Below are 20,893 nucleotides of genomic sequence, written 5' to 3'. Positions count from 1 at the left end.
GCGCACCGCCCCACAAGACTTTCGCCAGGCCGTGCGTACCGCGTACGGAACCGGCGAGCCATACATCAGCTCCCGTGCGGCGCCCGCGCCCCGGAGGGCGTGACGCGCACATCACGCGAAGCGGCCCGACCGGAATCAGACGCGGCGCCCGGGAGCGCGACGGGAGAACCGCCCGCATGCACGAGCCGAACGAACCCGGTACGACCGGGAACACCGAAGAGAACAACGCGCCCGGCGACAAGCTGCCGCCGCGCCGCAGGCGCCGCGCGGCCTCCCGCCCGGCCGGTCCGCCCTCGGGCGCGCCCGGTGCGGCCGCCGCCGAGGACGTCACGCCGGCCATACCGGCCGAGGACACCCCGGCAGCCCCCGCCGAGCCGGAGACCGTGCCCCCGGCGCGCCCCCGCCGCCGTGCGGTCCGCAAGGCCACCGCTCCGGCGGGCGCTCCGCAGACCGCCGAGGTCGTGGAGCCCGCCGCCGCCCCCGCTCCGGCTGCCGAGACGCAGGACACGCCGACCGGAGCCGTGGAGCAGGACGAGGTCGCGGAAGCCGTCGAGGCCGCTCCGGCCGCACGTCCGCGCCGCCGGGCCACCCGTAAGGCGACCGCCCCCGCGGGTGCGCCCAAGCCCGTCGAGGCACCGGCCGAGGCCGCCGTGACCGACGAGGCGGAGGAGACCGAGGAGACCGGAGAGGCTGTGGAGCCGGCACCCGTGGCCGCGCCCCGTGGCCGCCGCCGCGCGACCCGTAAGGCGACCGCGCCGGCCGGGTCCCCGCAGCCCGCCGGGACCGAGGACGTCGTCGTGGCCGAGCCGGCCCCGGCCGCCGAGCCCGCCGTCACCGAGCCCGCTGTCACCGAGCCCGCCGTCCAGGAGGCCCCCGTGGCCGAGCCCGCCGCCGCCCCGCGCGGACGTGGCCGTCGCCGTGCCTCGGCTCCGGCCGGGACACCCCAGGGCGCACGGCAGACCGCTGCGGCCCCGGACACCGAGACGTCCGAGCCGGCCGCCGAGCCCGCCGCGACCCCGGCCGCCGAGGCATCCGCCGCCGAACCGGTCGCCGAGGCGCCCGCCGCCGAAGCACCCCGTGGCCGCCGCCGCGCGACCCGTAAGGCGACCGCCCCGGCCGGTGCCCCGCAGGCCCCCGCCGAGGTCGTCGAGGCCGATGCCGCCGAGACCGGCGAGAGCCTGCCCGCCGCCGTCGCCGAGGAACTCGCCGCCGAGGCCGACGAGGTCGAGGAGGCGGCCCCTCGGGGACGCCAGCGCCGCCGGGCCACCGCTCCCGCGGGCCGCCCGGAGTTCACCGCCAAGACCGAGGAGCCCGTGCGCAAGGGCCGCCGCGCGGCGCGCCCCGCCGTGGCCGTCTTCCAGGCCCCGGTCTTCTCCGAGCCGATGTTCCAGACCCCGGAGACCGCGGCCGCCGCCGCTGCCGCCTCCGGGTCGCCGTACGACGACGACAGCGACACGTACGAGGAGCCGAAGGTCCAGGACCGGTCGCCGCGCAAGGCCGGGGGCGTACAGCCCGCCGCCGAGCCGGCCGCCGAGACCGCGGCGCCCGCGCAGGACACCGAGGCCGCACCGCAGGGCGGCTCGCGCCGCCGCCGTCGCCGCCGTGGCGAGGCCGTCGAGACCGAGCCGGCCGCGACCCCCGTCACCCTCCCCGCCGAGGACGAGCACGAGGCCGAGGCGGACACCGACACCGAGCACGACGGTGACGAGTCCGACGAGTACGGCGACCGGCCCTCCCGCCGTCGCCGCCGCGGTGGCCGTCGCCGCCGCCGGGGCGAGGCGGGCGACACCGAGGACAACGAGCAGCACGACGAGTCCGCCGCCGACAGGTCCGACGACGAGCAGGCGGCCCAGGACGAGGACGAGGACCACGACTCCTCCGCGTCCGGCTCCAGCAGCAGCCGTCGCCGCCGCCGTCGTCGCCGCCGCAGCGGGGACGCCTCGGGCGAGGACATGGGCACCGGTACGGGCGCCGACGACCCGGAGCGTACGGTCGTCAAGGTCCGCGAGCCGCGCAAGAAGGAAGCCGAGCGCGAGCCCGGTACCGGCTTCGACGAGGTCCAGTCCATCAAGGGCTCGACCCGCATGGAGGCCAAGAAGCAGCGCCGCCGCGAGGGCCGCGAGCAGGGCCGCCGCCGCGTCCCGATCATCACCGAGGCCGAGTTCCTGGCCCGCCGTGAGGCGGTCGAGCGCGTCATGGTCGTCCGCCAGAGCGGCGAGCGCACCCAGATCGGCGTCCTCGAGGACAACGTGCTCGTCGAGCACTACGTCAACAAGGAGCAGGCCACCAGCTACGTCGGCAACGTCTACCTGGGCAAGGTGCAGAACGTCCTGCCGTCCATGGAGGCCGCGTTCGTCGACATCGGCAAGGGCCGCAACGCCGTCCTGTACGCCGGTGAGGTCAACTTCGAGGCGCTCGGCATGGCCCACGGGCCGCGCCGCATCGAGAGCGCGCTGAAGTCCGGCCAGTCCGTGCTCGTCCAGGTGACGAAGGACCCGATCGGCCACAAGGGCGCCCGCCTCACGAGCCAGGTCTCGCTGCCCGGCCGCTACCTGGTCTACGTGCCCGAGGGCTCGATGACCGGGATCAGCCGCAAGCTGCCCGACACCGAGCGCGCCCGGCTGAAGACCATCCTCAAGAAGATCGTCCCCGAGGACGCGGGCGTCATCGTGCGCACCGCCGCCGAAGGCGCCAGCGAGGACGAGCTGCGCCGCGACGTCGAGCGGCTCCAGGGCCAGTGGGACGAGATCCAGCAGAAGGCGAAGGGCACCACCAGCTCCAACGCGCCGACGCTGCTCTACGGCGAGCCGGACATGACGGTCCGGGTGGTCCGCGACATCTTCAACGAGGACTTCTCGAAGGTCATCGTCAGCGGTGACGACGCCTGGGAGACCATCCACGGCTACGTCTCGCAGGTGGCACCGGACCTCAGCGACCGGCTGTCGCGCTGGACCTCCGAGGTCGACGTCTTCGCGACGTACCGCATCGACGAGCAGCTGATGAAGGCGCTGGACCGCAAGGTCTACCTGCCGAGCGGCGGTTCGCTGGTGATCGACAAGACCGAGGCGATGGTCGTCGTCGACGTCAACACCGGCAAGTTCACCGGCCAGGGCGGAAACCTCGAGGAGACCGTCACCAAGAACAACCTGGAGGCGGCCGAGGAGATCGTGCGTCAGTTGCGGCTGCGCGACCTCGGCGGCATCGTCGTCGTCGACTTCATCGACATGGTGCTGGAGTCCAACCGGGACCTGGTGCTGCGGCGCCTGCTGGAGTGCCTGGGACGCGACCGTACGAAGCACCAGGTCGCCGAGGTCACGTCGCTGGGCCTCGTCCAGATGACCCGTAAGCGGGTGGGCCAGGGGCTGCTGGAGTCCTTCTCCGAGACCTGCGTCCACTGCAACGGACGCGGTGTCATCGTGCACATGGAGCAGCCCACGACCACGGGTGGCGGTGGCGGCGGCAAGAAGTCCAAGAAGCGCGGCCGCGGCGGCGCCGGACACGACCACGAGCACGAGCAGCAGGCACAGCAGCACGACCACGATCACGCCGAGCACCCGGCCGAGACCGAGGCCGAGGTGGCCGCGGAGGTGGCCGCCCCCCTCGCGCTGCCCGAGCCGGACTTCGCAGCGGACGAGGAGCTGTACAGCAGCCCGGCCGAGGCCGAGGCGGCGACCCGCGGCCGTGGCCGCCGGCGTGCGACCCGCAAGGTGACGGCTCCGGCCGGCACCCCGCAGGCGCCCGCTCCGGCGGCCGAGCCCGCTCCGGCACCCGCCGAGGCCGAGCCGCGGCGGCCCGAGCCCGCGGACCAGGCCCCGCAGGCGGCCCCCGACGCCGTAGCCGCCCCTGAGGCCGACACGGTCACCGAGGCCGCGCCCCCGGCCCGCACGCGCCGTCGTGCCACCCGTAAGGCGACCGCCCCGGCGGGTTCGCCGAAGCAGGCCGACGTGCCGCAGCCGGTCCGGCCGGTCGAGCCGGCGGCGGAACCGGTCGCGATGGAGGACCCGGTGGCCCCGCCGCCGGCCACCGAGGCGCCCGCCGCCGCACCGCAGGCTCCGGCCGCAGAGGAGGAGGCCGCGTCGGCCGCCCCGCCGCGTGCCCGCCGCCGGGCGACCCGCAAGGCCACCGCCCCGGCCGGTTCACCGGAAGGCGCCGAGGCAGCGGAGGTCGTCGTGGTCGCGGAGACCCCGGCGGCCGAACAGGGCGCCACCGACGGCGCGTCCGAGGCCCCGGCCGCGGACGGTCCGGTCGAGGACGGCGAGGCGCCGGCCAAGAAGGCGGTCCGTAAGACCGCCAAGAAGGCCCCGGCGAAGAAGGCGGCCGCCAAGAAGACGGCTGCCAAGACGACGACCGCCAAGAAGACCGCCGCGAAGAAGACCACGGCGAAGAAGACGACGAAGAAGGCAGCGACGAAGAAGACCGTCGCAGCCGAGCAGTCGTCGCCTTCCGTGACGGCCTCGACCGACCTCTAGAGGACGGCCGGGAAGTGACGCGTGCGGGTCCCGCCTCGACCGGTCGAGGCGGGACCCGCACGCGTCCTCGGGGCACCGGCCGCACACCCGTACAGGCCGTGCGGGGGCCGGTTTGACCTCCTCGTGCCCCGCCCCGTAACCTTGCGTATCGGCGTGTCTGTGTGCGCCTACCCCCTGAGCACATCCCTCCCGGTGATCCGTCCCCGGGGGAGGCCGCTCATCCTTCCGGACTGTCGCGGGCCCCGGCCCGTGCGGGCGGCTGGCATCAGGGGATCCGTTCCGAGTGAGAGAGAGATCCGCGTGTACGCCATCGTGCGCAGCGGTGGTCGCCAGCACAAGGTTGCTGTCGGCGACATCGTTGAGGTTGACAAGATTTCCACCGCCAAGGTTGGCGACACGGTCGAGCTCTCGACCCTGCTCGTTGTCGACGGCGACGCCGTGACCAGCGACCCGTGGGTCCTGGACGGCATCAAGGTCCAGGCCGAGGTCGTGGACCACCACAAGGGCGCGAAGATCGACATCCTTCGCTACAAGAACAAGACCGGTTACCGCCGCCGCCAGGGTCACCGCCAGCAGTACACGGCGATCAAGGTCACCGGCATCCCCGCGGCTGCGAAGTAAGGGACTGAGAACACATGGCACACAAGAAGGGCGCATCGTCCACTCGGAACGGGCGCGATTCCAACGCTCAGCGGCTCGGCGTGAAGCGCTTCGGCGGTCAGGCCGTCAACGCCGGTGAGATCCTGGTCCGCCAGCGCGGTACCCACTTCCACCCGGGCACGGGCGTCGGCCGTGGCGGCGACGACACGCTGTTCGCGCTGACCGCCGGTGCGGTGGAGTTCGGTACGCACCGTGGCCGCAAGGTCGTGAACATCGTTCCCGTCGCTGCCTGATCCAGGCACCGGCCGAACGACACAGCACCTTCCGAGGGCGGATCCCAGCTTTCCCGGTAACCGGGGAAGCGGGTCCGCCCTCGGCGCGTTACGTCAAAAGACATTCCCGTATTTATCCGCAGTACCTGGAGGCACCAACCATGACCACCTTCGTGGACCGCGTCGAGCTGCATGCCGCCGCGGGTAACGGAGGCCACGGCGTGGCCTCCGTACACCGTGAGAAGTTCAAGCCGCTGGGCGGTCCCGACGGGGGCAACGGCGGGCGCGGCGGCGATGTGATCCTCGTCGTCGAGCAGTCCGTCACCACGCTGCTGGACTACCACCACCACCCCCACCGCAAGGCCACCAACGGTCAGCCCGGCGCGGGTGACAACCGTTCCGGCAAGGACGGCCAGGACCTGGTGCTGCCCGTCCCGGACGGCACGGTCGTCCTCGACAAGGCCGGCAACGTCCTCGCGGACCTGGTCGGCCAGGGCACCACCTTCGTCGCCGGCCAGGGCGGCCGCGGTGGCCTCGGCAATGCGGCGCTGGCCTCCGCCCGCCGCAAGGCACCCGGTTTCGCGCTGCTCGGTGAGCCGGGCGAGAGCCGTGACATCGTCCTGGAGCTCAAGACCGTCGCCGACGTCGCCCTCGTCGGCTACCCGAGCGCCGGCAAGTCCTCGCTGATCTCGGTGCTCTCCGCGGCCAAGCCGAAGATCGCCGACTACCCGTTCACGACCCTCGTGCCCAACCTGGGCGTCGTGACGGCCGGTTCGACCGTCTACACCATCGCGGACGTCCCCGGGCTCATCCCGGGCGCCAGCCAGGGCAAGGGCCTCGGGCTGGAGTTCCTGCGGCACGTGGAGCGCTGCTCCGTGCTCGTGCACGTCCTGGACACCGCGACGCTCGAGTCGGACCGCGACCCCGTCTCCGACCTCGACATGATCGAGGAGGAGCTGCGGCTGTACGGCGGGCTGGAGAACCGTCCGCGCATCGTCGCCCTGAACAAGGTCGACATCCCCGACGGCCAGGACCTCGCCGACATGATCCGCCCGGACCTGGAGGCGCGCGGCTACCGCGTCTTCGAGGTCTCGGCCATCGCGCACAAGGGGCTCAACGAGCTCTCGTACGCGCTCGCCGGGATCATCGCCGAGGCGCGTGCGGCGAAGCCGGTGGAGGAGTCGACGCGGGTCGTCATCCGTCCCAAGGCCGTCGACGACGCCGGGTTCACCGTGACCGTGGAGGACGACGGCATCTACCGCGTGCGCGGCGAGAAGCCCGAACGCTGGATCCGCCAGACCGACTTCAACAACGACGAGGCCGTGGGCTACCTCGCCGACCGGCTCAACCGCCTCGGTGTCGAGGACGAGCTGCGCAAGGCGGGTGCCCGGGCCGGCGACGGCGTGGCCATCGGACCCGAGGACAACGCGGTCGTCTTCGACTGGGAGCCGACCGTGACGGCCGGTGCCGAGATGCTGGGCCGCCGTGGTGAGGACCACCGCCTGGAGGAGCCGCGCCCCGCCGCGCAGCGACGCCGCGAGCGCGAGTCCGAGCGCGACGACGCACAGGCCGAGTACGAGGGGTTCGAGCCCTTCCGCGACTGAGCGCGTGGTGTGCGGGCCGGGCGGCGGAGATCCTCTGCCGCCCGGTCGTGCGTCAGGGCGCCGATGAGCCGACCGGGTGGAGGGCTGATGAGCCGCCCGGGTGAAAACGGGCGCGGCCTTGCCCGCTCATGGGTGCTTCATTCCGCTCACCCGTGTGGTGTCGGTCACCTGGTCGCACGCCTCGGGTGCCGGTGTTTCCCCTGTGTGACCGGGGAACAGCAGGTGTTCGGCGGGTGAGGCGGACTCGACGTCCACCTTGCGAGATGGTAACGGAGAGTGTAACCATCGGGATGTTCCCCAGCCCTCGCAAGGTAGGTCGTCTGTGTCTGAGCAGTACATAGCCCAAGTCCGAACCACGGCAGTCGTACTCGCCGGCGGTACCGGTCAGCGCGTGGGTCTGTCGATACCGAAGCAGCTGCTGAAGATCGCGGGCAAAGCGGTCATCGAGCACACCCTGAGCATCTTCCAGCAGGCCGAATCGATCGACGACGTCATCGTCCTGATGGCGCCGGGTTATGTCTCCGATGTCGAGAAGATCGTCGCCAAGGCCGGCCTGACCAAGGTCGTCAAGGTGATCGAGGGCGGCTCGACCCGCAACGAGACCACCGAGCGTGCCATCGCGGCCCTCGGCGAGGGCCTGGCCGAGGGGGAGGACCGCAACGTCCTGTTCCACGACGCCGTGCGTCCGCTGCTGTCCCAGCGCGTCATCCAGGACTGCGTCGACGCCCTCGACCGCTACCAGGCCGTCGACGTCGCCATCCCGTCCGCCGACACCATCATCGTGACCCGCACCCACGGGGAGGACGGCGCGTTCATCACGGACGTCCCCGACCGCTCCCGGCTGCGCCGCGGCCAGACCCCCCAGGCGTTCAAGCTCTCCACCATCCGGCGGGCCTACGAGGTCGCCTCGGGCGACCCCAACTTCCAGGCCACCGACGACTGTTCGGTGGTCCTGAAGTACCTCCCGGACGTGCCGATCTACGTCGTCGCGGGTGACGAGTACAACATGAAGGTCACCCAGCCGGTCGACGTCTTCATCGCGGACAAGCTGTTCCAGCTGGCCTCGACGGCCGTTCCGCAGCCGGCGGGTGAGGCGGGCTACGAGGAACTGCTCACCGGCAAGACGATGGTGGTCTTCGGCGGGTCGTACGGCATCGGTGCCGACATCGCGTCGCTCGCCGAGTCGTTCGGCGCCAAGGTGTACGCACTGGGACGCTCCACCACGGGGACGCACGTCGAGAACCCGGAGCACGTCGACGCCGCGCTCTCCAAGGCGTACGCGGAGACCGGGCGCATCGACTACGTGGTCAACACCGCGGGTGTGCTGCGCATCGGCAAGCTGGCCGAGACCGACACCGCGACGATCCAGGAGGCGCTGAACGTCAACTACCTGGCGCCCGTCCAGATCGCCCGCGCCTCGTACAAGTACCTGGCCGAGACCAAGGGGCAGCTGCTGCTCTACACCTCCAGCAGCTACACCCGCGGCCGCGCCGAGTACAGCCTCTACTCCTCCACCAAGGCCGCCATGGTGAACCTCACCCAGGCACTGTCGGACGAGTGGGCGGCGGACGGGGTCCGGGTGAACTGCGTCAACCCGGAGCGGACCGCGACGCCGATGCGGACCAAGGCGTTCGGCGCGGAGCCGGTGGGCTCGCTGCTCTCCTCGGAGGCCGTGGCCCGTACGTCCGTCGACGTCCTGCTGTCCGAGATGACCGGCCACGTGATCGACGTGCGCCAGCAGGACCCGACCCGCGGGGCGAGTGAGGCATCGGGCTTCGAGCAGGCCCTGGCCTCGGTGCTGGACCGTCAGATCGATGTGTCATAATTAATGATCGACTATTCGGACCCCGGCGGTTCGCCGTAACGGTGAACCGCCGGGGTCCGAATGCGTGAAGTCGCCCTTCACATTTCCCCCGCAAGGTAATCAGTCGGCATCCTCGGGAGCGGTACTTCGTGATTTCGAAAGCCATTCGTTTGGCTCGTGTCGGCAGCGGTTCGGAGCTGGCCGCCGCGCTTCTCCTGGGTCTGGGCTTCCCGTGCATCATGGTCGCGGCCGTAATCCCCAACCTGTGGTTCTTCGCGGCGGCCGCCTTCGTGACGTATGCGGCGGACCAATATCTGCACCACTGCGGCAGCTACCTCATCAACCGGCTGGCCGCCGTGCGCGCGGGTCTGTCGATCCGATTCCTGGTGCGTCAGCTGCTTCTGGTCCTGCTGCTCTCGCGCATGGGCTACGGCGAGGCCACCCTCTTCTACGTGACCGTGGCCTGCCTGCTCGCCTTCTACGGTCTCCAGGCCCCGCAGAGCGCGATGGTCACCCTCATACGGCTGCGCCGCAAGCTGCCGGTGGTCACCCGCAACATCGACCTGGGCGACGTGGCCATCGGGGACGCCCCGCCGCGGCTGCTGATGAACCGTCCCGCCGAAAAGATGCTGCACCTGGACCTGTTCGGCCTCGTCGGCGTGCTGGTCGCCATCGAGGCGGGCACCGACGTCTTCGCCTACGCCGGCCTGGCGCTCATGCTCGCCCTCGCCGTCCTCTACCTCGCCGCGCTGCTGCCCTACGCGCGCCCCAGCCGCCTCGTCCCGCCGGACACCAAGGTCCTCGCGGCGGTCGACGCCTGGCTGGGCACCTACCGGCCGACGGTCATCCTGTACTTCTCCGGTTCCAAGGACTCGGCGTACCAGGTCAACATGTGGCTGGAGACGATGGCCCAGCTCGGCGGGCGGCCGCTGATCTTCCTGCGTGAGCGCAACATCGTCCCCCAGCTGGCCATGACCTCGGTGCCGGTGCTCTGTGTGCCCGGTGGGGTGCACCTGATGAACATGGACCTCTCGTCGGTCCGCGTGGCCCTGTACGCGGCCAACGTGGGCAAGAACATCCACATGCTGCGGGTCCCGACGATGAAGCACGTCTTCATCGGCCACGGCGACAGCGACAAGCTCGCCAGCGTCAACCCGTACAGCAAGGTGTACGACGAGGTGTGGACCGCGGGGAAGGCCGGCCGTGACCGGTACGCGCTCGCCGACGTCGGGATCCGCGACGAGGACATCGTCGAGGTGGGCCGCCCCCAGCTGGCGTCCATCAAGCCGTGGACCGGTGCGCCGAAGAACCCGATCCCGACCGTGCTGTACGCCCCCACCTGGGAGGGCTGGGACGACAACCCCGGCAACACCTCGCTGCTGCTGGCGGGCGAGAACATCGTCCGGCGGCTGCTGACCGCGGAACAGCCGGTCCGGTTGCTCTACAAGCCGCACCCCTTCACCGGCACCCGCAGTGCCCGGGCAGGCGCCGTGCACGCCCGTGTCACCGCGATGATCGAGCAGGCCGCGGCCGAACGTGCCACCGATCCCCGCTGGGCGAAGGAACGCGACGCCCTGCGGGCCGGTCAGGCCGACGCGCGGGCCGAGATGGCCCGTATCGAGGTGCGGCTGTCCCAGCTCGCCGGCAGTTCGCAGAACGAGAGGGACGAGGCCGAGCTGTCCCGGGACTCCATGGTCGCCCCCGAGACCGAGGTGGAGACCGCGAAGCTCAGGGACGAGTGGAACGACGCCTACTGGCGTTCCACCGGCTGGTGGGAGCACAAGGTCATCACCGGGCCCGAACCCCGCCTGTACGACTGCTTCAACGAGTCGGACGCCATGGTCTCCGACATCTCCAGCGTGGTGTCGGACTTCATCGCGAGCGGCAAGCCGTACGCGGTGACCGACTCGGCCGGGATGGGCGCTGAGGAGTTCCAGCGCCAGAACACCGCGGTGCGCGCCGCGGTGATCCTCTCGAACTCGGCGACCGAGCTCGACGCCCTGCTGGCCGCGGTCACCGACCCGGCGGCGGACCCGCTGGAAGCGGCCCGGCGTGAGCTGAAGCAGTATCTGCTCGGCCCCGACGAGCCCACCTCGCTGGAGCAGTTCGACTCGGCGGTGGAGGAACTCGCCGCCAAGGCGGAGGCGCGCAACATCGGCGTGGCCCGGAGCCTCGGCGAGCCCGTCGGCGGCTGAGTACGCGACGTGTCCGAGCGAACGGCCCAGTAGCCCGATCGAGGGTCGTACTGGGCCGTTTGTGTTACGGGTCACATGTCGGTTGGGTGACGCGGCACAACCACCGCTCCCATATGACTGTCTTCTGTTTATGTGAACGACGCACGAACTCCCGACGTCAGTGTGATTATCGGCGCCTATGAGGCGATGCCCTATCTCGTGCGCTGCCTCGAATCGGTGGAAGCGCAGACCATCGGCCCTCACCGTATGGAGGTCGTGGCCGTCGACGACGGCTCGACGGACGGTACGGGCGAGTACCTGGAAGAGTTCGCGGCCCGCTCGTCGGTTCCCACCCGGGTGATCAGGCAGCAGAACTCAGGAGGCCCGAGCGGCCCACGCAATGTCGGCCTGGGGCTGGCACGCGGCCGCTACGTCTTCTTTCTCGACGCGGACGACTACTTCGGTGACGAGGCACTGGAACGCATGGTCGAGATGGCGGACCGGGCCGGTACGGATGTGGTGCTCGGAAAGGTGGTCGGCGTCAACAGGGGGGCGCCCCAGTCGATGTGGTCACGGACCGAGGAGCGTGTCGATGTCCACCGCTCCAAGGTCATCTACACGCTGAGCGCACAGAAGCTGTTCCGGCGGGAGATGCTGGAACGCTGCCGCCTGCGTTTCGACGAGGACCTCAGGACCGGCGAAGACGCTCTCTTCACCATGGAGGCCTATCTGCGAGGCGCCGGAGTCTCCGTCATCTCCGACTACACCTGCTACCACCTCGTCGGGCGCGACGACGGCAAGCACGTCACCAAGACCGGCAGCTACACGCTTCGTTTCGAGGCGATGGCGGCCATGATGGCCCTCATACACCGGCTGGAGCCGCCGGGCCCCAAGCGCGACCTGCTGATGGTCAGACCCTTCACGGTCGGACTGCTCCAGCAGTTCGCCCCAGGGCTGCTGAAGCGGCCGGAGAGCGAGCAGCGGCACCGGATGGAACTCGCCGCTCCGCTGATGAAGGCATACTGGACCGACGGTGTGGCCCGAAGGATCAAGGTCGGTGAGCGGCTGCGGCTGGTCTGTGTGGCACACGGCCGACTCGACCTGCTGGCAGACGTGCTGACGTTCCTTCAGGCCAAGCAGGTGCCGGAACTGGTCAGCTCCAAGAACGGTGACAAGCTCTTTCTCGCCTACCCTCACTTCCGCGACCCGCAGGCCGGCTTCCGTGACGCGGACTACGAGGTCACCGTCCCGGACTGGCACGGTGACCGCCGGATCCAGAAGCCCAAGAAGGCGGCGAGACCGGCGCCGACGCCCCCGCCGTCCGCCGCGCGCCGGGCCGCCCGGCGGGTTCGCAGGGATCTGCGACGCTGGAAGGCGCGGTTGACCGCCGGCTGAGGGTCCGCCCGACCGCCGGGGAGGCCGTGGCAGTCGGGCGGCCCCCCGCGGCTCCGGCAGCGCGCACAGGACCCGAGATGTACTCGGGGATAAACTCGCACAAAGTTTCGCGGTCCATGAGCGGGCCGACACCACTCACCATCGGGACAGGACAACGTGAAGGCTCTCGTACTCTCCGGCGGGGCAGGCACCCGCCTGCGCCCCATCACACACACGTCGGCCAAACAGCTGGTCCCGGTGGCGAACAAGCCGGTCCTCTTCTACGGCCTGGAAGCCATCGCCGAGGCGGGCATCACCGATGTCGGCATCATCGTGGGTGACACCGCGCAGGAGATCCAGGACGCGGTCGGCGACGGCTCCGCCCTCGGTATCGACGTCACGTACATCCCGCAGGACGAGCCGCGCGGGCTGGCCCACGCCGTGCTCATCGCACGTGACTTCCTGGGTGACGACGACTTCGTCATGTACCTCGGTGACAACTTCATCGTCGGCGGCATCTCGGGGCTGGTGGAGGGGTTCAGGGCCGAACGGCCCGAGGCTCAGATCCTGCTGACGAAGGTGCCCAACCCGACCGCCTTCGGTGTCGCCGAGCTCGACTCCGAGGGCCGTGTGGCGGCCCTGGAGGAGAAGCCCAAGGAGCCCAAGAGCGATCTGGCGCTCGTCGGCGTCTATCTCTTCACCCCGGCCGTTCACGAAGCCGTACGCTCGATCGAGCCGTCGTGGCGAGGCGAGCTGGAGATCACCCACGCCATCCAGTGGCTGATCGACAACGGCCGGGACGTCCGCTCCACCACCATCTCCGGGTACTGGAAGGACACCGGCAACGTCACGGACATGCTGGAGGTCAACCGGTCCGTCCTGGAGACCCTGAAGCCGTCGACCGAGGGAACGGTGGACGACAGCAGTGAGATCATCGGACGGGTGCGGATCGAGGCCGGCGCGCAGGTCACCAGCAGCCGTATCGTCGGTCCTGTGGTGATCGGAGCCGACTCCGTCGTCACCGACGCCTACATCGGCCCGTTCACCTCGGTCTCGGAGGGCTGCCGGATCGAGGACAGCGAGATCGAGTACTCCATCGTCCTGCGCGGTGCCTCCATCTCCGGTGTGCGCCGCGTCGAGGCGTCGCTCATCGGCCGGGACGTCGAAGTGACCCCCGCGCCCCGAAACCCGTCCGCCCACCGACTCGTGCTCGGCGACCACAGCAAGGTGCAGATCTCTTCATGACGACCAACATCCTGGTGACCGGCGGGGCCGGATTCATCGGTTCCCACTACGTCCGTACGCTGCTGGGCCCCGAGGGACCGGGCGACGTCGCCGTCACGGTGCTCGACAAGCTCACCTACGCGGGCAACCCGGCCAACCTCGACGAGGTCCGTGACCACCCGGGCTTCGCCTTCGTGCAGGGCGACATCTGCGATCCCGAGCTGGTCGGCAAGCTGATGGCCGAGCACGACCAGGTGGTGCACTTCGCCGCCGAGTCCCACGTGGACCGCTCCATCGACGGCGGCGCCGAGTTCGTCCGCACCAACGTGGTGGGCACGCACACCCTGATCCACGCCGCGCACCTGGCCGGCATCAAGACGTTCGTGCACATCTCGACGGACGAGGTCTACGGGTCGATCGACGAGGGCTCCTGGCCCGAGACGCACCCGCTCGAGCCCAACTCGCCGTACTCCTCCGCCAAGGCGTCCAGCGACCTGATCGCCCTCTCGTACCACCGCACGCACGGTCTCGACGTGCGGGTGACCCGGTGCTCCAACAACTACGGGCACCACCACTTCCCCGAGAAGGTCATCCCCCTCTTCGTCACGAACCTGCTGGACGGCAAGACCGTTCCGCTGTACGGCGACGGGGCCAACGTCCGCGACTGGCTGCACATCGACGACCACGTGCAGGGCATCGAGCTGGTCCGCACCAAGGGCCGGGCCGGCGAGGTCTACAACATCGGCGGCGGCACCGAGCTCTCCAACAAGGAGCTGACCGGTCTCCTGCTGGAGGCGTGCGGCGCCGACTGGGAGACCAGCGTCACCTACGTCGAGGACCGCAAGGGCCACGACCGCCGCTACTCCGTCGACTGCACCAAGATCCGGGAAGAGCTCGGCTACGAGCCCCGCAAGGACTTCAAGCAGGGCCTCGCCGAGACGGTGCAGTGGTACCGCGACAACCGCGCCTGGTGGGAGCCGCTGAAGGACCGGGCCGCGCTGTGAGCCCGGTCTGGCTGGTCACCGGAGCCGCCGGCATGCTGGCGCGGGACGTCCTGGCGCGGCTCGCCGGCGAGGAGGCGACCCCGGTCGCCGCAGGGCGGGACGTCGTCGACATCACCGACGCCGCCTCGGTCCGTGCCGCTTTCGAGGAGCACCGTCCGGCCGTGGTCGTCAACTGCGCCGCCTGGACCGCGGTCGACGACGCGGAGTCCCAGGAGGAAGCCGCTCTGCGGGTCAACGGCACGGGCGCCCGGATCCTCGCCGAGGCATGTCGTGAGCACGGCGCCGTCCTCCTGCAGGTGTCCACCGACTACGTCCTGGCCGGAGACGCCGAGCAGCCCTACGCGGAGGACGCCGCCACCGGACCGCGCAGCGCGTACGGGCGCACGAAGCTGGAGGGGGAGCGGGCAGTCCTCGACGTCCTTCCGGAAGCGGGGTACGTCGTGCGTACGGCATGGCTGTACGGAGCGGGAGGCGGCAACTTCGTCCGGACGATGATCAAGCTGGAAGACGTCAAGGACACCCTCGACGTGGTGGACGACCAGCGCGGCCAGCCCACCTGGACCGTCGACCTCGCCGACCGGCTGGTCCGGCTCGGGCAGGGTGCGCTGGCGGGCACCGCTCCCGCGGGCGTCTACCACGGCACCAGCGGTGGCGAGACGACCTGGTTCGGTCTCACCCGGGAGATCTTCCGGCTGCTGGGTGCGGACCCCGACCGGGTCCGCCCCACGACGAGCGAGGTGTTCGTGCGGCCGGCTCCCCGGCCCGCGTTCAGCGTGCTGGGGCACGATCGCTGGAAGGCCGCCGGTATCGAGCCGATCCGCGACTGGCGGGATGCGTTGGGAGAGGCGTTCCCGATGCTCGTCGCCGCCGAACGGGGCTGATTCCCGCGATCACGGCTGCGTCCGGGATTCCCCTCCCGGGGAACCCGGACGCGGCCGTCGGGTGTTCTTCCACCGTATGTTTCCGTGCCCGTACTTCTGTCGCACGGAAACACTCCCGTACGACACATTCGTGGGATAACTTCTTCGGAAAAACCTGGCCAGTTGGTCCCTGCCGAAGGGCTCTTCCACGTGAATCGCCATGAGTTCCTCCGTTCCGTGCACCGTGTCTACCGCCCGCGGAATTATCTGGAGATCGGGGTCAACGACGGCCGGAGCCTCGCTCTCTCCAGGGTGCCTTCCGTCGCGGTGGACCCGGCCTTCCGCGTGGTGACCGACATCAGCTGCGACGTCCACCTGGTCAGGGCGACGAGCGACGATTTCTTCGCACGCAAAGACCCGCTGCTGCACCTGCGCAACGGCCGCAACCCGTTCCGCGCACTCGCTCGGAAAGACCCACTGAATGTGCTCGGTGCGGACCCGAAGCTGGAGCTCTCCTTCATCGACGGAATGCACCTCTTCGAATTCGCGCTGCGGGACTTCATGAACGTCGAGCGGCATTCCCGCTGGTCGAGCGTGATCCTCCTGGACGACATGCTCCCGCGTGACGTCGACGAGGCGGCCCGGGACCGGCACACCCGGTTCTGGACGGGTGACGTCTACAAGGTCGCCCAGGTGTTGCGCCGCTACCGCCCCGACCTGCTGGTCGTCGAGGTGGACACCGAGCCCACCGGCGTGGTCGCCGTGTTCGGCGCCGACCCCGGGAGCACGGTTCTCAAGGACCGCTACGACGAGATCGTCGAGGAGTACGTCGTACCCGACCCCCAGCAGGTGCCCGACGACGTGCTGGCGCGTAAGAAGGCGGTCAGGCCGGAGACGCTCCTCGGCGCCGACTTCTGGCCGGCGCTCGGGAGGGCCCGTAACCTGCGCCGTCCCCGGTCGGCGTTCGTTCCGCTCCGCAGGAGCATCGAAGCCGTGACCGGCTGAGCCCCGGACGCGGAAGGCCCCGGTACGGTTCCTCGTACCGGGGCCTTCACCTTCGCGGACTTCGTGCCGGTGCCGCTGGTCAGGAGCGTGCGCGCAGCTCCGCGTCGTACGCCCGGCACGCCTCGTACGAGGGCAGCAGGCCCTGCTCCTCGGCTTCGGCGAGCGTGGGGGCCGCGGCGTCCTTGTCGGAGAGCAGCGGGGGCACGTCGGCGGGCCACTCGATGCCCAGTGCCGGGTCGAGGGGGTTGATGCCGTGCTCACGACCGGGGGAGTAGCCCTCGGAGCACAGATAGACGACCGTCGCGTCGTCCGTCAGAGCCATGAAGGCGTGGCCCAGACCCTCCGAGAGGTACACCGACCGGTGCTCCACGTCGTCGAGCCGTACCGCCTCCCACTGCCGGTACGTGGGGGAACCCACCCGGATGTCGACGATGACGTCGAGCACGGCACCCCGCACACACTTCACGTACTTGGCCTGGCTCGGCGGTACGTCGGCGAAGTGGATCCCGCGCAGTGTGCCCCGGCTGGAGACCGAGCAGTTGGCCTGTTCGAGACTCAGCCGGTGTCCGGTGGCCTCCGCGAACGCGGATGCCTGGAACCACTCGTGGAAGCTGCCGCGGCTGTCCGGGAAGATCTTCGGTTCATGGACCAGGGCTCCCGGGATGGAGAGCTGCCGCATGTCGATCACGTCCTTGTATGTGCCTGGGTTGTCGGTCGGGGTGGTGCGTGGTCAGCCGATGATCCGCGCCGCCAGGCTGCGGGCGCGCCTGCGGGCCTTGCCGGGGAGCCTGCGGGCGAGCGGGCCGCCGACCGTGCGGAGGGCGCGTCGGACGATCACCTTCCGCTGCTTGGCCGCAACCTTGCTCACGAGGGCCGGATCGGCCTCGGGCAGACCGGCGGGCAGCTTGATCCGGCCACGGGCGTCCACGGTGACGTCGAACAGGGGGAGCGGGCTCCCCTTCGCACCGTCCAGGCGTACGGACAGCTGCCAGGTGCCGGAGGGCACGCCGGACGCCCGGGTGGGCAGCGTGAGGTGCGCCCGGCCCTCGACGGGCGCCAGGACGGACGGCAGCGTGTGCGACGCCGTGGCCGAGGACAGCACCAGCTGCACGGTGGACCGGGCGGTGGCGGCGGTGGTGAAGAGGTCCAGCCGGAGTTCGGGCCGGCCGACCGGAACCAGCAGGACCGGCCGTTCGGCGAGGTAGGTCGCCAGCTTCTTGCCGCGGCGGGCGACATCGAGCGTCAGGTTGCCGTGCGGATCGGTGAAGTACGGAATGACCGCCCGGGCGGGAGAGCCCAGGGAGGCGGGCAGGCAGGCCGCGTCCACGTCCTCCGCCCGGTCGGCGCCGAGCCGCGCCTTGCGCACCAGGCCGAGACCGCGGAACGGAACCCACACGTCCCAGAAGCCGCGGGAGACACGGCCCCGGCCCTTGACGGCCTCCGAGGTGACGTGTCCGCTGCCGCGCAGGACCACTTCGCAGGTGTCGTCGCCGAGATCGACGATCTCGGTGGTGAACGTCGCCGGGCAGGGCCACTCGACAGCCGTCTCACGGTTGCGCAGGGACAGCTCCGCGGCATAGCCGTCGATGTCGTCCGTGACGTCCAGGAGCTCACCGTCCGGCAACAGGTCCGCGGTGAAGTCGGGGTGCAGGAAGTACCGGCCGTCGCGACGGAGCAGCTTCAGCGGCGCCTGGTCGTCGCCGTGGACGAGACGGCCGCTCACCGTGAGGGCGATCCGGCCGTCGGGCTGCCACGCGAACTCCTCGAGGCGCGCCGCCGCCTTGACGGACTGGGCGAAACGGGCGATCCGCAGGAGGCCTTGGCGGTCGTCGTTGCGCAGCAGGGTGGAGCGCAGCCGCTGGACGGGGCCGAGTCCGTCGTGGACACCGTCGTGCATGAAGTCCGCGGCCACGCCTTCGACGGCGTCGCACATCTCGTCGAGGTACTCGGGCGAGTACTTGAGGACGGCCGGCTCGCTGAGACGGCTCAGCATCTCCACGCGGTAGAAGCGGCGCAGCAGGAGATCCCGGAACTCACCGGGCTCGGTGTTCTCCACGACGACGTCGAGGACCTCACGGAGGTTCCCGTAGTAGCCGGACGGGACGATCTTGGCCGAACCGGCGTTCTGCCCGTCGTCGCGCTTCGAGTAGTAGTAGCAGGTGTAGTTGCCGAGGATCGAGACGACCTTCGCGGGGAAGTACGCCTGCATCATGTAGAGCTGGTCCTCGAGGCGCCGCTTGCCCTCGGGGTAGGCGATGCCGTTCTCCCGGAGGAACTCCGTCCGGAACATCTTGTGCGGGGTCAGGCTGTCGTACAGCGGGGCGTCCTGCAGGGTGCACTTCTCGCGGGTCTTCTTGAAGACACCGTGCGGGACGCCGCGGAAGTTGCTGGCCACCTTGCCGATGACGATGTCGGAACCGTTCCGGTGCCCGATCGCGTAGAGGCGTTCCAGCGCTTCGGCGGCCAGGTAGTCGTCCTGGTCGACGAACTGTACGTATTCACCCTTGGCCTCCGCCACCCCGATGTTGCGGGGCTTTCCGGGCCACCCCGAATTCGCAATGGTGATGACGCGGAAGTGGGGGTGCTCGGTCGCCAGCGCCTCAAGTCTTTCGCGGGTGTCGTCCGTCGACCCGTCATTGACGAACAACACCTCGAAGTCGTCCGCGGGGAGGGTCTGGCGCAGCAGGGAATCGATGCAGGGATCGATGTATTTGCCCGGATTGTAAACCGGAATAACGACACTCACTTTGACTGACACGACTGTGCCCCATCTCTGAGAACTGGACGACAAGGTGGGGGGTTGGGACCGGTGGCCGATTTCGAGGCACGGGCCACCGCCCGTAAGCACTCTAGCGGTTACCTGGATCGAACAGTTCGGGTCCCGCCTGAGGGTGTCGTGTAACCTGCCATGGTCGCGCGCCTGCGGACTCGTGACCAGAATGCTGCCGACCTGCTGGGTCGGATCCGTCGATATCCTGAACATGCCTGGTGAGCGGGTCGAGACGCGGGCTCCCCGTTCCTCCTTACAGGAGGAGGTACCCATCCCTTCGCGCATTCGCAGCCGTATCCACCGCGTGCGCTGGTCGCACGGCTCCGTGGCCGAGTGCTTCTCGGGCCGGAACAACAGCCTGGGCATCCTCAGGCTGTCGCTGGCCGCTGCCGTCGTCGTCTCCCACGCGAGCGTCCTCGGCTTCGGGGACAAAGAGTTCGGACACCACTTCAGCCATGGTCAGACCGACCTCGGCAAGCTGTCGGTCTACGGCTTCTTCGTCCTGTCCGGCATTCTCGTGACACGCAGCGGCAACCGGCTGCCCCTGGGGCGCTTCCTGTGGCACCGCGCGCTGCGGCTCCTGCCCGGGCTGTGGGTCTGCCTCGCGGTGACCGCCTTCGTGGTCGCTCCGTTCCTGTACTGGAGGCAGCAGGGCGGGCTGGACGGTTTCTGGGGCCACTCGCGCGGGCCCTGGGACTACCTGGCGTCCAACTGGGCCGTCGCCCCGCGTCAGAAAGACGTCTCCGGGGTGGTGGCCACGGCGGGCGACTCGGGTCTCGCGCACAGCCCGAGCATCGACGCCGCCCTGTGGTCCCTGCGGTACGAGGTGCTCTGCTACATCGGCGTGGCGCTGCTCGCCGTGACGGGCGCGCTCGCGCGGGCCCGCCGTGTCGTCCTGCTTCTCACCGCCGTGCTCGGCCTGCTCATCGTCAGGGACGCCGTGGGTGACCCGTTCTGGGCCGGTTTCAGCGATTCCGACTACTACGCGAGCGTCCAGTTCTTCGAGGTGACGGGCCAGTTCGACCCGGACACCGTCCTCTATCTCGCCTTCGCCTTCGCCCTCGGTTCCGTGATCGAGCTCTACCGGGAACGCGTCCCGGTCAGCGACGTCCTGGGGGTGACATCGGGGCTCGTGCTCATCGGCAGCCTCCGCTTCGGCTACCTCTTCGTCGTCGGCCTGCCCGCTTTCGCGTACCTGCTGCTGTGGCTGGCCATCCGGCTCCCCGCGCCGTTCCGTCGTGTGGGTGCGCGCCACGACTACTCGTACGGCATGTACATCTACGGCTTCGTCGTCCAGCAGTCCCTGGTGGCCATCGGATTCGCCCGCTGGGGCTTCTGGCCCTACCTCGCGATGTCGCTGGCCGGAGCGCTGGCCGCCGCCGTGCTGTCCTGGCACCTCGTGGAGCGTCCTGCGATGCGGCTCAAGAACCTCGGTTCCGCTCGTACGTCCCCGCCGAAGGCCGGTGGTGGGACGGCCGGTCCGGTGCCCGAGGCCGCGAAGGTTCCCGAGGCCGTGGCTCCCGGGTCCGGCAAGGACCTCGTGGGCAGCAGCAACCCGGTGTGACGCCGTCCCGGGTACCGCAGGGCGTGCCCGCGCCGGCATACCCGTCCGGGGCCGCCCCGCCCTCGCTCCCGTACCCCTGCCTGTCACCGCGGCCCTGTGATTCGGATCACGGGGCTGCGGCCGTTCCGGACGATTCTTCACACGAATGCCCGATGTTCGTCCGAGTGAG

General features: G+C 70.1%; 14 protein-coding genes. 12 read left to right on the top strand and 2 right to left on the bottom strand.

What is annotated here, in order from left to right; translation table 11 throughout:
- Nucleotides 1–176: 176 nt before the first annotated feature.
- The 11 genes from SACTE_RS09940 to SACTE_RS09890 all read left to right on the top strand — a co-directional run bounded on the left by SACTE_RS09940 (nucleotide 177) and on the right by SACTE_RS09890 (nucleotide 16,390).
- Nucleotides 177–4,469 carry an Rne/Rng family ribonuclease gene (locus tag SACTE_RS09940; protein WP_014045904.1) on the top strand — a complete coding sequence of 1,431 codons (4,293 nt, stop codon included), beginning with the start codon at nucleotides 177–179 and terminating at the stop codon, nucleotides 4,467–4,469.
- Between the two features lie 300 nt (nucleotides 4,470–4,769).
- Nucleotides 4,770–5,090: a 50S ribosomal protein L21 gene (gene rplU, locus SACTE_RS09935; RefSeq protein WP_014045903.1), complete on the top strand. Its 321-nt coding sequence runs from the start codon at nucleotides 4,770–4,772 to the stop codon at nucleotides 5,088–5,090.
- Nucleotides 5,091–5,104: 14 nt separating this feature from the next.
- Nucleotides 5,105–5,362, top strand: coding sequence for a 50S ribosomal protein L27 (rpmA, locus tag SACTE_RS09930; protein WP_014045902.1), 258 nt, complete (start codon nucleotides 5,105–5,107; stop codon nucleotides 5,360–5,362).
- Nucleotides 5,363–5,502: 140 nt separating this feature from the next.
- Nucleotides 5,503–6,945: a GTPase ObgE gene (gene obgE, locus SACTE_RS09925; protein ID WP_014045901.1), complete on the top strand. Its 1,443-nt coding sequence runs from the start codon at nucleotides 5,503–5,505 to the stop codon at nucleotides 6,943–6,945.
- 322 nt (nucleotides 6,946–7,267) lie between these two features.
- Nucleotides 7,268–8,770 (top strand): bifunctional cytidylyltransferase/SDR family oxidoreductase, encoded by a 1,503-nt coding sequence (locus tag SACTE_RS09920; RefSeq protein WP_014045900.1) that lies wholly within the window; start codon nucleotides 7,268–7,270, stop codon nucleotides 8,768–8,770.
- 128 nt (nucleotides 8,771–8,898) lie between these two features.
- Nucleotides 8,899–10,944, top strand: a complete 2,046-nt coding sequence (locus SACTE_RS09915) for a hypothetical protein (protein ID WP_014045899.1) — start codon at nucleotides 8,899–8,901, stop codon at nucleotides 10,942–10,944.
- A gap of 132 nt (nucleotides 10,945–11,076) precedes the next feature.
- Entirely contained in the window at nucleotides 11,077–12,318 is a 1,242-nt protein-coding gene (locus SACTE_RS09910) for a glycosyltransferase family 2 protein (RefSeq protein WP_026358992.1), read from the top strand.
- 156 nt (nucleotides 12,319–12,474) lie between these two features.
- Nucleotides 12,475–13,542, top strand: a complete 1,068-nt coding sequence (locus tag SACTE_RS09905; RefSeq protein WP_014045897.1) for a glucose-1-phosphate thymidylyltransferase — start codon at nucleotides 12,475–12,477, stop codon at nucleotides 13,540–13,542.
- Nucleotides 13,539–14,525: a dTDP-glucose 4,6-dehydratase gene (gene rfbB, locus SACTE_RS09900; protein ID WP_014045896.1), complete on the top strand. Its 987-nt coding sequence runs from the start codon at nucleotides 13,539–13,541 to the stop codon at nucleotides 14,523–14,525. Before SACTE_RS09905 ends, rfbB begins: the two co-directional genes overlap by 4 nt.
- Nucleotides 14,522–15,406, top strand: a complete 885-nt coding sequence (gene rfbD, locus SACTE_RS09895; protein WP_014045895.1) for a dTDP-4-dehydrorhamnose reductase — start codon at nucleotides 14,522–14,524, stop codon at nucleotides 15,404–15,406. The genes rfbB and rfbD overlap by 4 nt, the downstream gene beginning before the upstream one ends.
- Nucleotides 15,407–15,595: 189 nt before the next feature.
- Nucleotides 15,596–16,390, top strand: coding sequence for a methyltransferase type 11 (locus SACTE_RS09890; protein ID WP_014045894.1), 795 nt, complete (start codon nucleotides 15,596–15,598; stop codon nucleotides 16,388–16,390).
- A gap of 79 nt (nucleotides 16,391–16,469) precedes the next feature.
- On the opposite strand, the gene rfbC is transcribed toward SACTE_RS09890, so the two are convergent.
- On the bottom strand, nucleotides 16,470–17,069 hold the full coding sequence (rfbC, locus tag SACTE_RS09885) for a dTDP-4-dehydrorhamnose 3,5-epimerase (RefSeq protein ID WP_014045893.1): 600 nt from the start codon (nucleotides 17,067–17,069) through the stop codon (nucleotides 16,470–16,472).
- A 51-nt stretch (nucleotides 17,070–17,120) separates the two neighbouring features.
- Entirely contained in the window at nucleotides 17,121–19,136 is a 2,016-nt protein-coding gene (locus tag SACTE_RS09880) for a glycosyltransferase family A protein (RefSeq protein ID WP_226995153.1), read from the bottom strand.
- Nucleotides 19,137–19,464: 328 nt separating this feature from the next.
- On the opposite strand from SACTE_RS09880, the gene SACTE_RS09875 reads away from it, so the two are divergent.
- Nucleotides 19,465–20,724 (top strand): acyltransferase, encoded by a 1,260-nt coding sequence (locus SACTE_RS09875; RefSeq protein ID WP_019992642.1) that lies wholly within the window; start codon nucleotides 19,465–19,467, stop codon nucleotides 20,722–20,724.
- Nucleotides 20,725–20,893 lie beyond the last annotated feature (169 nt).

The sequence above is a fragment of the Streptomyces sp. SirexAA-E genome, from assembly GCF_000177195.2.
Classification (GTDB): Bacteria; Actinomycetota; Actinomycetes; order Streptomycetales; family Streptomycetaceae; genus Streptomyces; species Streptomyces flavovirens.
Note: the sequence above shows the minus strand (reverse complement) of the source record. Positions and strands in the feature narration are given on the sequence as shown.